This is a genomic window from Marinobacter alkalisoli, from assembly GCF_045449795.1.
GTDB lineage: Bacteria > Pseudomonadota > Gammaproteobacteria > Pseudomonadales > Oleiphilaceae > Marinobacter.
The window spans coordinates 20913-33676 of sequence record NZ_JBJJLB010000042.1; the positions used below are offsets into that span (position 1 = coordinate 20913).

Consider the following 12764-nt stretch of genomic DNA (forward strand, 5'->3'; position numbering starts at 1 on the left):
CATTCAACCAGAGGGCGATCTATGAACTCCATCGTCACGTTCCCGAACCGCATCCCGACTGCCGAGTTCGAAGAGCGGCGCTTCAAGGTCTATACAGACCGCCAGCTCGACAAGATTGAGGTTATCCAGAATCTCCCTGAAGACACCCTGTTCGAGATGAAGGTCGTCGCCAGCGTACTGCCGTTCCGGGTCAACGAGTATGTAATCAACGAACTGATCAACTGGGACAAGGTACCTAACGATCCGATCTATCAACTTGTCTTCCCGCAAAAAGGCATGTTGAAGGACGAACATTTCGAACGTATGGCAAAGATGCACCGGGAAGGTGCCGACAAGAAAGAAATTCAGGCCGTTGCCAAGGAAATCCGTGACGAGCTGAACCCGCATCCCGCCGGCCAGATGGAAATGAACATGCCGGAGCTGGATGGCGAGGTTCTGGACGGCGTACAGCACAAGTACCGTGAAACCGTTTTGTTCTTCCCGGCCCAGGGGCAGACTTGCCACTCCTACTGCACCTTCTGCTTCCGCTGGGCGCAGTTCGTCGGTGACAAGGACCTGAAAATGTCCAGCACGGAAGCCGAGAAACTGCACGGCTACCTGCAGGAGCATACCGAGGTCACTGACCTACTGGTCACCGGCGGCGATCCCATGGTGATGAAGACCAAAAGCCTGGTGCAATACCTGGAGCCGCTGCTGCAGCCGGAATTCGACCACATCCAGACCATCCGCATCGGTACCAAGGCCCTGACCTTCTGGCCGTATCGCTTCGTGACCGACAAGGACGCGGATGAGCTGATCGACCTGTTTGCCCGCCTGGTCGACGCCGGCAAGCACGTGGCGATCATGGCGCACTACAACCACTGGCAGGAAATCACCACCGACATCGCCGAAGAAGCGATCCGTCGCATCCGTGCCACTGGCGCCGAAATTCGCGCCCAGGGCCCGCTGATCAAGCACGTGAATGACGATGCCGAGGCGTGGGCCAAGCTGTGGAAGAAAGAAGTGCAGCTGGGCATCATTCCCTACTACATGTTTGTGGAGCGGGACACCGGCGCGAAAAACTACTTCGAGGTGCCGCTGGCCGAAGCCTTCCAGATCTACCGCGAAGCCATGAAAAAGGTCTCCGGCCTGGCCCGCACCGCCCGCGGCCCCAGCATGAGCGCTGGCCCCGGCAAGGTAGAGGTACAGGGCATCACCGAAATCAATGGCGAGAAGGTTTTCGTTCTGCGCTTCCTGCAGGGCCGCAACCCGGACTGGGTACAGCGCCCGTTCTTCGCCAAGTACAGTGAGACAGCCACCTGGCTGCATGAACTGGAACCGGCACTCGGGGAAGAGAAGTTCTTCTTTGAGGATGAGTACGAGCAGATGAAGAAGGGGAATGGCTGAGGCCAGCCCCTATCTCTCCTGAATTGAAGGCGCCGCTAGTCCGGCGCCTTCATGTAGTCCCGCGGCGAACAGCCTGTCCAGCGTCGAAACGCGCGACTGAAATTAGTGACATCTGAATAGCCCAACAAATCCGATACCTGACCAATACTTTTCTGCCGGATAGCAAGCAGGCGCCTGGCATGTTGCTGCCGGATCGACTCCACCAATTCCCGGAACACCACACCCTCGGCCTGTAACCTGCGCTGCAACGTTCGCGGAGTCACATTCAGCTTTTCCGCTACCTCCTCCATGGAAGCAAACCCCAGCTCTTCATCAAACACCAGATCCCGCACCTGTTGCACCAGCGAGCGCCCGCCACCCAGCCGCCCGAGCTCTTCCTTGCACTGCTCCCGGGCAACCCGCGCCGCCACCGGGTCCGCCATGACCAGGGGGTAGTCGAGAATCGATGCGTCGAAGATGAAGCCATTGAAATCACCGCCAAAAATGAGCGGCCCCGCGATCAGGTGCTCAAAACGATCCATGTAGGGCGGCTCTGGAAAACGGACCACCCCCTTCCCCTTGAGCCTGCGGCCGGTGAGCGCCTCCCCCATGGCGGCAAACCCGGTGAGAAGGAACTGTGCCCCCACCTCCCCGAGCTGGTAGCGCCCATCCCGCTCACTCAGTGTGAGACGAACCTCGTCACCCTCCCGATCGAGGGACAATGTCAGGTTGGACGATGGGACGGCGAAATAGGCCTGGGCGATATCGAGCGCTTCGCCCAGCGTTTTTGCCACCATGGCAGCCTGCCCGATCACTCCATGACACGACACCTTCATCTGTAATCCCAACAGGAAACCGATGCCGGGCTCACCGGTGAGCGAGATAGCCCGCTGGATAAGCCGTGAAAAACTTTCTCTCGGCAGGCGGAAGCCGCTGCGCAGCAGGTCTTCCAGTGCAAGCCCCTCCTCCGACAACAGCTGCTCCACGGTGACATTCCACCGCTCTACCACGTCTATCAGCAGCAGAACGTAGGTCCCTGGAACAGTAGGCTGACTGGAAACAATGGAAACGGTTGTCATTGTAATGTCGTCTAATGATCGTTTTTTGTCGTGCAATCATACCCGGATTCGGTATGGAGACGGCCACAATAGCATCAGATAACACCAGGTACAGGTGCCTGGTTGCCAACCCTAACCGTTAAAAAGGTCAAATCCATGTCTGTTGATCCAAACACCATGACCGATGCGGAGAAAACCGATTACATCCGCAAGACCATCCTTGAAGAGGGTCGCGCACTTCGCCGCCGCCATCCGTGGCTTGAGAAACACCAGAACCTGATCGGCGCAACGATCATGATCGTTTCGCTGCTGGGCATGATCGCCAGCGGAACGCTCTACGTCATGGGCCACATACCCTGGTGGGCGTGCATTCCGGCAACGGCCATTTTCGCTTCCTTCATTCATGAGCTGGAACACGACTTGATCCATCTGATGTACTTCAAGAACCGCCCCTGGGCCAACGATCTTATGCTGGCGCTCGGCTGGCTGGCACGGGCCAGTACCGTCAATCCCTTTGTACGGCGCAAGCTTCACCTGCACCACCACAAATTCAGCGGCACCGAGAGCGACCTGGAAGAGCGAGGCATTACCAATGGCGAGCGCTGGGGTTTACGGCGCCTGTTGATGACCGGGGACAACATGATGGCGGTATTCCTCCGCCCGTTTACCATGCAACGCGCCGTGCGCCAGTACATCCGCTCCCAGAAGCCCGCATCACGGGGCGAAGCCAGAAAAATGAGCCTGCAGCAGATGTTCGCCTATGCACCGCTGGGCAACATTTATTACCTGCTGTTTCATACCTGGGTGGTCGCCCATGTGGTCCTGTTCACCGCCCAGATCAGCGGCAACCCGCTCACCCTGTCTGCCGAGCTGTCAGCGGCCATGAGCATTCTGAACACCTTTGCCGTGGTGTACATGCTGCCGTCTTTCCTGCGCACGTTCTGCCTGCACTTCATCAGCTCTAACATGCACTACTATGGCGATGTTGAAGCCCGAAACGTGATGCAGCAATGCCAGGTCCTCAACCCCTGGTGGCTGATGCCGATGCAGGTTTTCTGCTTCAACTTCGGCAGCACCCATGCGATTCACCACTTTGCGGTGCGGGAACCTTTCTATATCCGGCAATGGACGGCACCGGCTGCCCACAAGGTGATGCGAGAGATGGGGGTTCGCTTTAACGACTACGGAACTTTCCTGAGGGGGAACCGCTTTTACACGGAAGCTTCTGCAGAGAAGCGCCGGGCAGCGNCGTGAGCCCAACAAGGGCTCACGCTGCCCGCACAGATCAATGCATCAGAGTATACAGCTTACGCCGATAGGTCCGCACATCCGGGTTGTTGTTGCCCAGCTTGTCGAACAGCTCGATCAAGGTGGTTTTGGCGACCTCGTCCTTGTATTTGCTGTCCGACTGCATCAGGCGGATCAGCAATTCCATCGCCTCGGCGTTGTTTTCCCGCAGGATATGGTGCAGCGCCAATTGATGCAGGGCATGGGGATCTTTCGGATCCTGCTCCAGCGCCATTTCCAGATCCTTGACGGGCGGCAACTCCGCGGACTGCTTCAGAAACTTGATGCGGGCCGCCAGCTGCTTGGCCTGGAATTGCAACTTCTCTTCCGGCGGAAGGCTCTCAAGCACCTGCTCGGCGGTTTCCAGATCACCCATTTCCGCTTTCAGCTGCGCCAGGTCAATCAGGACCTTGAGGTCCTCCGGATCTTTCTGGTTCATTTCCGTCAGGATCGCCAATGCGCCCTCGACGTCGCCACCTTCCCAGAGGCGGTGAGCTTTTTCGTAGGGATCCTCCTCAGGGGCTTCCACGTGCTTGTCCAGCACCTTGCGAATCTCACTCTCCGGCAGCGCGCCATTGAAGCCGTCCACGGCCTGGCCGTCTTTTACAAGGATAATGGTCGGCAGGCTGCGTACGCCGAGCGACCCCGTCAGTTGCTGCTGCTCGTCTGCATTCACCTTGGCCAAAAGGAAAGCGCCCTGATACTCCTCCGCCAGCTTTTCCAGCACCGGCATCAGTTGCTTGCAGGGTGCGCACCATTCCGCCCACACATCAACGAGGACAGGAGTGGTTGAGGAGGCTTCCATCACTTTCTGTTGGAAATTCTCCATGTTGGCTTCAAAGATGTAAGGCGAATCGCTCATCAGTAGCACCTGAACAGGTTGGGAAAGTTCGTTGAGTTTGCCATGGTTGTGGGGGCAAACCGTCGGATTTCAAGGTTTACGCACATCTTAAGGGGACATCCTTGAAATACCCTTAACCGACGTTACATAACCTAATATGTGAGACATCGGGGCAATAGCCTCTCCTGCCAAACTTTCCGAATGGATGCTTGCACGGTATGAATGAAGACAACCGTAACGACTCTCTGGAAGAATTCGAGGAAGACGTCACCGAGTACATTGGTAAAGACGAGAACAGTAAGAACCTGGCTCTGCCCCAACAGATGATGCCCCGGCGCATGTACGTACTGCCGGTGTCCAACCGTCCATTCTTCCCGGCCCAGGTCCAGCCGGTGGTGGTCAATCTGGATCCCTGGAACGAAACCCTCAAGCGTGTGGGGGAAACCGACCACAAGGTTCTCGGCATCTGTTTTGTCGACGGCCCGGACCCTGAACGCAACATCCCCGCCAGCGAAGAGCTGGAAACCATGGGCTGCGCCGTCAGGGTTCACCACGCCCAGCAGGAGAACGGCAAAGTGCAGTTTATTGCCCAGGGCCTGCAACGGTTCCGCATTGTCCAGTGGCTGAGGCGCAAACCGCCTTACCTGGTGGAGGTGGAATATCCCAATGAGCCGGAGGAGGAGGCCGACGAACTCAAGGCTTACACCCTCGCCATCATCAGCGCCATCAAGGACCTTCTGCGCACCAATCCGCTGTATGGAGAAGAGGTAAAGCAATACCTGTCCCGCTTCGGTCCGGACGACAGCTCCCCCCTGGCCGATTTCGGCGCCTCGATGACCAGCGCCAAGGGACAAGAACTCCAGGAAGTGCTGGACACCGTTCCCCTGCTCCGCCGCATGGAAAAAGTGTTGCTGCTCATGCGCAAGGAACAGGAGGTCGCACGGCTGCAAGCGGAAATCAGCGAGGAAGTAAACGACAAGGTGCAGAAGCACCAGCGCGAGTTCTTCCTGCGGGAACAGCTGAAAGTGATCCAGCGTGAACTGGGCATGGCCAAGGACGATAAGACCGCCGACGTGGAGCGCTTCCAGGCCCGCATGGAAAAACTGAGCCCGCCTGATCAGGTCAGCGAACGCTTCAACGACGAGATCGAAAAATTGCAGGTGCTGGAACAGGGTTCACCGGAGTATGGCGTCACCCGTAACTACCTGGACTGGCTGACCCAGGTACCCTGGGGACAGACCTCCGAGGACCACTTCGACCTCGCCGAAGCCCGACGGATACTGGATCGTGACCATGACGGACTGGATGACGTCAAGAATCGCATTGTCGAATTCCTTGCCGAAGGCACTTTCAAAGGCGAAGTCAGCGGCTCGATCCTGCTGCTGGTCGGGCCTCCCGGCGTGGGCAAAACCTCCATCGGCCATTCGGTGGCGGATGCCCTTGGCCGCAAGTTCTATCGCTTCAGCGTCGGCGGCATGAGGGACGAAGCCGAGATCAAGGGCCACCGCCGCACTTACATTGGCGCCATGCCTGGCAAATTTGTACAGGCGCTCAAGGACTGCAAAGTATCCAACCCGGTGATCATGCTGGACGAGATCGACAAGATCGGCGCGTCCTTTCAGGGTGACCCCGCCTCTGCCCTATTGGAAACCCTGGATCCGGAACAGAACCGCGAGTTCCTGGACCACTACCTGGACGTTCGCATGGATCTGTCGAAAGTCCTCTTCATCTGCACAGCCAACCAACTGGACACCATTCCCCGCCCCCTGCTGGACCGGATGGACGTGATCCGGCTGTCCGGCTACATCGCCGAGGAAAAGCTGGCCATCGCCAAGCACTTCCTGATACCCCGCCTGCTGAAACGGGTGGGATTGTTGAAAAAACAGCTGAACATCAGCGATGCGGCGGTGAAACAGGTCATTGAAGGCTACGCCCGTGAAGCCGGGGTGCGGAACCTGGAAAAGATGCTGCACAAGATTATCCGCAAGGGCATCGTGCGCTTACTGGACAATCCGGACACACCCGTAAAAGTTGGCGTTGCGGACCTGGCGACCTACCTCGGCCAGCCTTCTTTCCGCAAGGAAAAATCCCTCAGGGGCACCGGCGTGGTCACAGGCCTGGCCTGGACCGCCATGGGGGGCGCTACATTGAGCATCGAAGCGTCCCGCATTCACAGCTCCCAGCGCGGCTTCAAGCTGACCGGGCAACTCGGGGACGTGATGAAAGAGTCGGCGGAAATCGCCTACAGCTACGTGTCGTCGAACCTCAAGCGCTTCAAGGGCGACCCCACGTTCTTCGACAAATCCTTCGTGCACCTGCACGTACCGGAAGGGGCAACACCGAAGGATGGCCCCAGCGCCGGCGTCACCATGGCCACGGCCCTGCTGTCCATTGCCCGCCGGGAAGCGCCACAGCAGAACATCGCCATGACCGGCGAGCTGACGCTGACAGGACAGGTACTACCGGTTGGCGGTATCCGCGAAAAAGTCATCGCTGCCCGCCGGCAGAAAATCAATAACCTGATCCTGCCGGAGGCCAACCGTGGGGATTACGAGGAATTACCGGACTACCTGAAGGAAGGCCTGACAGTGAATTTCGCCAAGCAGTATAGTGATGTGTTTCAGGTGTGTTTTGGCGACAAACCGAAGAAGGGGGCCTCGGTGCATTGATGGATAGGATGGATAGGATGGATAGTTTGTCGGATTACGCTTCGCTCATTGTGCCGTTCACCGGTAAATCCGACCTACGTGGCTGAATGTCTGATCGGTCTCGGGGTGGGATACCTTTTCTGCCGGGATAAAGGTGTCTGAGCGCAGCGAGTTCTTTTCCCAGAAGAAAAGGTATCCCACCCCGGGGCCAGCCCCCGATATCAGGCTTTCTCCTTCCAGCCGTCGTCCTTCAGCACCGGCCCTACATCAAGCACCGGCGAAGCATCGATATCGTCAGCGTCCATCATGTTGGCCACCCGCTGAAGCGACGCAATGATCATGGTCTGCTCCCACTCGTGCAGACTCTGGAACTTCTTGATGAAATCCTCCTGCAGAGGCTGAGGCGCACGGGCCAGAATATCCGCGCCACCCTCGGTCAGGTGCGCATGCACCTTGCGCTTGTCCCGCGTACTGCGGACCCGATAGACCAGTTGACGATGCTCCAGGCGATCCAGGATGGTGGTCACCGTCGCCTGACTGAGGCTGACCTTGTCAGCAATCGTGCCAATGGTCACTTCGCCCAGATCGCGGATCGTCCGCATGATCAGCAGTTGCGGCCCGGTCAGGCCCGCGTGCTTGCTCAGGCGTTTGGAATGCAGGTCAGTTGCACGGATAACACGTCTCAATGCTACCAGTACCTGTTCATAGTTGTTCACGGCACTACTCCGATCCGGGCCCGCTGCCCCATTCTGGTTGAAATCGGAGGCATTGAGCTGTTTCGAGTAAAGCACTTTGTTACCCGCCATCGGCTGAAGCCTCACTGTTCCTGCACGTCATTTATTTATACCACTAACTATTAGAGGTCTTTACTCCTGCAATTGCAAGTCGGCGTTTTTACCCATCCTGTCGGTCTTCCTGCATTTTTTCCGCCAGCCACTATGCTAAGGTCACTGTTTTCAGCAATCCCGTACACGGACAAGGTTCAATGACCACGCATTTTATCCGACAGACACTTCTGGCAAATTCCCGGCTCCTGCCTCTACTCGCAGGTTTCCTGCTCACTGCGCTCATTGCCACCAGCGCCCAGGCACAGCAACCCACGGAGCCGCCCGATGACCTCAGCGCAGAAGATGTTGAACAGCGCATTGAGACTCTTGAAAAACCCATGTACACCCCGTTCGTGGAACTCTATCTGCTGGAAGAGAGCAAAGCCCTGCGCAAGGAGATGCAGAACACCCGGGCGGAACTCATTGAAAAGGTGGTGGACAAGGAACTGTCCGTTGCCGACAAGACCATGTCCTACGCCACCGACACGGTCACTTACTTCTTCTATCTGATTGCCGGCGCTACCTCGATTCTGGTGGTCATTGGCTGGAACTCCATCCGGGACATGCGTAATCAGCTCACCAGCCTGGCCGAAAAACGGGTCAACGAACTGGTGGTTGAATACGAAAAACGGCTGAAGTCCATCGAAGAGCAGCTGCAGCAGAAATCCGACATTATCCACCAGAACCAGGCAGAAATTGAGCGCACCAACGAAGTGCACTCCCTGTGGCTGAAAGCCAGCCAGGAAACGTCCCAGCAGAACAAAATTTCCGCCTACGACCACATCCTCGATTTACGCCCGGACGATGTGGAAGCTCTGAGCTATAAGGCCGATGCAGTGCTGGAAATGCAGGAACCGCTGTGGGCCATCAGCCTGTGTCAGCGCGCCCTGAAGCTGGCGCCGGACAACGGCCACGCGCACTATCAGCTGGCATGCGCCTACGCCGAAATCGGCCGCTGGGAAGACGCTGTCGCCACCCTGAAGAAGGCCATCGACATTTCCGAGGCCTATCGCGACGATGCCTCCGTGGATCCCAGTTTCGAGCAACTACGGGACCACGACAGCTTCAAGACCCTCATTTTCCCGGACACAGAAGAGAACCACCTCGACGATTAATCCGACACCGGCACAGTCTTTGCTCCTGTATTTTCAAGGCTTGATGTTCCTGAGCAAAGACTGGCCCAACCCGCTTGACAAGCAGCGAGGTGTGGTGTTTGTTTAACTATCTGAGAACATAAGAATAACCCTGAACAAAACAGGACGGACCCAATGAGAACTTCAGTAAAGAAACTCGTAACCGCTGTTAGCACCTCCATTGCCCTGATGGGCGCTGGCCACGCCACCGCTGAAATCAAGGTTGGTATTGCCGGACCGATGACCGGCCCCGTTGCCCAGTACGGCGATATGCAGTTTTCCGGCGCCCGCATGGCGATTGAGCGCATCAACGCCGCAGGCGGCGTCAACGGCGAAATGCTGGAAGCCGTGGAAGTGGACGATGTCTGCGATCCAAAGCAGGCGGTCACCGTGGCGAACCGCCTGGTGAACGAGGGCGTTCGCTTTGTGGTCGGCCACCTGTGTTCCAGCTCCACCCAGCCGGCCTCTGACATCTACGAGGACGAAGGTATCCTGATGGTGACCCCGGCCTCCACAAGCCCGGACATCACCGAACGCGGATACGAACTGGTATTCCGCACCATCGGCCTCGACAGCATGCAGGGCCCGGTTGCCGGGGAATACCTCGCCAGCCTCAACCCCGAACGTGTCGCGATTGTCCACGACAAACAGCAGTACGGTGAAGGCATTGCCACGGCAGTTCGTGACACCCTGAAGAACGCAGGCGTCGAAATCGCCATGTTTGAGGGCATTACCGCCGGTGACAAGGACTTCTCGTCCCTGATCACCAAACTCAAGCAAGCCGATGTCGACTACGTCTATTACGGTGGCTATCACCCGGAACTGGGGCTGATCCTGCGCCAGGCAGAGCAGGCAAAGCTGGATACCGTCTTCATGGGCCCTGAAGGCGTGGGCAACAAAGACATTAACACCATCGCCGGCGATGCCTCTGAAGGCCTCCTGGTCACGCTTCCTCCCAGCTTCGACCAACAGGAAGAAAACCAAGATCTGGTCAAGGCCTTCGAGGACAAAGGCGAGGATCCCTCCGGTCCGTTCGTGTTGACCTCCTATACCGCGGTGCAACTGATTGCCGAGGGCATTGAAGAAGCCGGCTCAAAAGACCCCTTCGATGTCGCCGAAGCCCTCCGCAGTGGCTCCTACGAGACCCCCATCGGCACTGTTGAGTACGACGAAAAAGGCGACATGAAGTCATTTGAGTTCATTGTGTACGAATGGCATTCAGATGGCAGCAAAACTCCGGTAAACTGAGCCGAAATCGTTAAAAAACGGTAATAATGAGAGCACCTTCTCACCGCGATCCGGGAGAAGGTGTTTTTCTAGGCTCCTGTTGATCCTTCCCGCACCCGCGCCGGCACCCCGGAGCGTCAGGTGTGGCCAGTGGAGGGGGCAGGCTTTCGGAGTCCCATAACAATGCAAGATCTCCTTTATTTCCTGCAGCAGCTCATTAACGGGCTGACGATCGGGAGCACCTATGCCCTGATCGCCATCGGCTACACGATGGTTTACGGCATCATCGGCATGATCAACTTTGCCCATGGTGAGATCTACATGATCGGCGCCTACACCGCACTGATCGCCATCACCGGGCTTGCCGCCCTGGGTATTGCCTGGCTTCCACTGATACTTATTGTTGCGCTGGTCTGCGCGATGATTGTCTCCAGTTCCATGGGCTGGGCTGTGGAGAGAGTCGCCTACCGGCCGGTTCGTGGGCGCCACCGGCTGATTCCACTGATCTCCGCCATCGGCATGTCCATTTTCCTGCAGAACTACGTCCATCTGGCCCAGGGCTCCCGCAATATTGGCTTTCCAGCTCTGATTGAAGGCGGCTTCCGCTTCGGCAGCGCGGACTCCTTTCAGACATCGATCTCCTACATGCAGATTACGATCTTCATCACCACGCTGATCTGCATGACCCTGCTGTCCCTGTTTATATCCCGCTCTCGTACAGGCCGCGCCTGCCGCGCCGTCTCCCAGGACCTGGGTATGGCCAGCCTGCTGGGCATCGATACCAACCGCATCATCTCCGCCACCTTTGTCATCGGCGCTGCGCTGGCAGCGGTCGCCGGTCTGCTGCTGGGCATGTATTACGGTTCCATCGACCCACTGTTCGGGTTTATTGCCGGGCTGAAGGCGTTTACAGCGGCAGTACTGGGCGGCATCGGCAGCATCCCTGGCGCCATGCTGGGCGGCCTGATCCTCGGCGTGGCCGAGAGCATGACCTCCGGCTATCTCAGTGGCGAATACAAGGACGTGGTGTCTTTCGGACTGCTGATACTCATTCTTCTCTTCAAGCCTACCGGGCTCCTCGGTAAACCGGAGGTGGAAAAGATCTGATGGCTGCACATAATCTGAAACACGCGCTGTTCTGCGCCATTGTCACGTTGATCATTGCATATCCAATTCTTGGCTTTAACCTGGTCGCCTCGGGAACCAATATCATTCTGGAGGGGGCAACTACCCGGACGATGATCTCGGTTCTGCTAGCTGCGGTGGTGGTCTTTCTTTTCCAACTGTTCCGCGACAACATCATGGGATTGCTCGGCAAAGCCCCGGCACTCAACCCCCTGACCAATCGCCAGCCCATGGAACAGAGCAAACGCCTGAAGCTGGAATCCACCTTCCTGACGCTGATCATCATCGGGGCATTGATCTGGCCGTTCTTCATGTCGAGGGGCGCTGTCGATCTGGCCACTCTGGTGCTGATCTACGTCATGCTGGCGCTGGGACTCAACGTGGTGGTCGGGCTCGCCGGGCTGCTGGATCTGGGCTACGTGGCCTTCTATGCGGTCGGTGCCTACACCTTTGCCATGCTGTCCCAGTATTACGGGGTCTCCTTCTGGTTTGCACTCCCCATTGGCGCACTGCTGGCCGCCCTGTTTGGACTGGTACTGGGGTTCCCGGTACTCCGGCTCAGGGGGGACTATCTGGCGATTGTGACGCTCGGGTTTGGTGAAATCATCCGTATCCTGCTGAACAACATGACCAGCCTGACCGGCGGCCCCAACGGCATCGGCGGCATCCCCGACCCCACGCTGTTCGGCATGGAGTTCGGTCGCCGGGTGAAGGAGGAAGGCAACACCTCGTTCCACGAAACCTTCGGCATTGCCTACAGCAGCGAGCACAAAATCATCTTCCTGTACCTGATTGCCCTGGTGCTGGCCGTAATTACCGCGCTGGTCATCCGCCGCCTGATGCGCATGCCCGTCGGTCGCGCCTGGGAAGCCCTGCGGGAGGACGAAATTGCTGCCCGCTCGCTGGGACTGAGCCGTACCGCCGTGAAGCTGTCCGCGTTCACCATCGGTGCGTTCTTTGCCGGGTTCGCCGGGACCGTATTTGCTTCCAAGCAGGGCTTTATCAGCCCGGAATCGTTCGTCTTCCTGGAGTCCGCCATCATCCTGGCCATCGTGGTACTCGGCGGGATGGGCTCGCAGATCGGCGTTATCCTCGCCGCCATTGCCGTCACCATCCTGCCGGAACTGGCCCGGGAGTTTTCCGAATTCCGGATGCTGATCTTCGGCGCCGCCATGGTGCTGATGATGGTCTGGCGCCCTCAGGGTCTGATGCCCATGCGCCGCATCCATATCGAGCTGCAAAAACAGGAGTAA

General features: G+C 57.8%; 10 protein-coding genes. 7 read left to right on the forward strand and 3 right to left on the reverse strand.

Annotated elements, in window-relative coordinates:
• Nucleotides 1–21 precede the first annotated feature (21 nt).
• Nucleotides 22–1386 carry a KamA family radical SAM protein gene (locus tag ACJO3M_RS17275; RefSeq protein WP_407002635.1) on the forward strand — a complete coding sequence of 455 codons (1365 nt, stop codon included), beginning with the start codon at nucleotides 22–24 and terminating at the stop codon, nucleotides 1384–1386.
• A gap of 35 nt (nucleotides 1387–1421) precedes the next feature.
• On the opposite strand, the gene ACJO3M_RS17280 is transcribed toward ACJO3M_RS17275, so the two are convergent.
• Nucleotides 1422–2444, reverse strand: a complete 1023-nt coding sequence (locus ACJO3M_RS17280; RefSeq protein WP_407002636.1) for an AraC family transcriptional regulator — start codon at nucleotides 2442–2444, stop codon at nucleotides 1422–1424.
• A 135-nt stretch (nucleotides 2445–2579) separates the two neighbouring features.
• On the opposite strand from ACJO3M_RS17280, the gene ACJO3M_RS17285 reads away from it, so the two are divergent.
• Nucleotides 2580–3677, forward strand: coding sequence for a fatty acid desaturase (locus ACJO3M_RS17285; protein ID WP_407002637.1), 1098 nt, complete (start codon nucleotides 2580–2582; stop codon nucleotides 3675–3677).
• Nucleotides 3678–3708: 31 nt separating this feature from the next.
• Here ACJO3M_RS17285 and trxA read toward each other — a convergent pair whose 3' ends face one another.
• On the reverse strand, nucleotides 3709–4572 hold the full coding sequence (trxA, locus tag ACJO3M_RS17290; RefSeq protein WP_407002639.1) for a thioredoxin: 864 nt from the start codon (nucleotides 4570–4572) through the stop codon (nucleotides 3709–3711).
• A 197-nt stretch (nucleotides 4573–4769) separates the two neighbouring features.
• Here trxA and lon point away from each other — a divergent pair, with 197 nt between their 5' ends.
• A complete protein-coding gene (gene lon, locus ACJO3M_RS17295) occupies nucleotides 4770–7220 on the forward strand; it encodes an endopeptidase La (protein ID WP_407002640.1) in 2451 nt (816 codons plus the stop codon).
• 200 nt (nucleotides 7221–7420) lie between these two features.
• Here the strand turns inward: lon and ACJO3M_RS17300 are convergent, their stop codons facing one another.
• Nucleotides 7421–7915, reverse strand: coding sequence for a MarR family winged helix-turn-helix transcriptional regulator (locus ACJO3M_RS17300; RefSeq protein ID WP_036190703.1), 495 nt, complete (start codon nucleotides 7913–7915; stop codon nucleotides 7421–7423).
• A 269-nt stretch (nucleotides 7916–8184) separates the two neighbouring features.
• Here ACJO3M_RS17300 and ACJO3M_RS17305 point away from each other — a divergent pair, with 269 nt between their 5' ends.
• The 4 genes from ACJO3M_RS17305 (at nucleotide 8185) to ACJO3M_RS17320 (ending at nucleotide 12764) form a co-directional block, all read left to right on the forward strand.
• Complete coding sequence (locus ACJO3M_RS17305; protein ID WP_407002641.1) at nucleotides 8185–9141, forward strand: TPR end-of-group domain-containing protein; 957 nt, start codon at nucleotides 8185–8187, stop codon at nucleotides 9139–9141.
• A 153-nt stretch (nucleotides 9142–9294) separates the two neighbouring features.
• Complete coding sequence (locus ACJO3M_RS17310) at nucleotides 9295–10407, forward strand: branched-chain amino acid ABC transporter substrate-binding protein (protein ID WP_407002643.1); 1113 nt, start codon at nucleotides 9295–9297, stop codon at nucleotides 10405–10407.
• Nucleotides 10408–10569: 162 nt separating this feature from the next.
• Nucleotides 10570–11493, forward strand: coding sequence for a high-affinity branched-chain amino acid ABC transporter permease LivH (livH, locus tag ACJO3M_RS17315; RefSeq protein WP_407002644.1), 924 nt, complete (start codon nucleotides 10570–10572; stop codon nucleotides 11491–11493).
• Nucleotides 11493–12764, forward strand: coding sequence for a high-affinity branched-chain amino acid ABC transporter permease LivM (locus ACJO3M_RS17320; RefSeq protein WP_407002645.1), 1272 nt, complete (start codon nucleotides 11493–11495; stop codon nucleotides 12762–12764). Before livH ends, ACJO3M_RS17320 begins: the two co-directional genes overlap by 1 nt.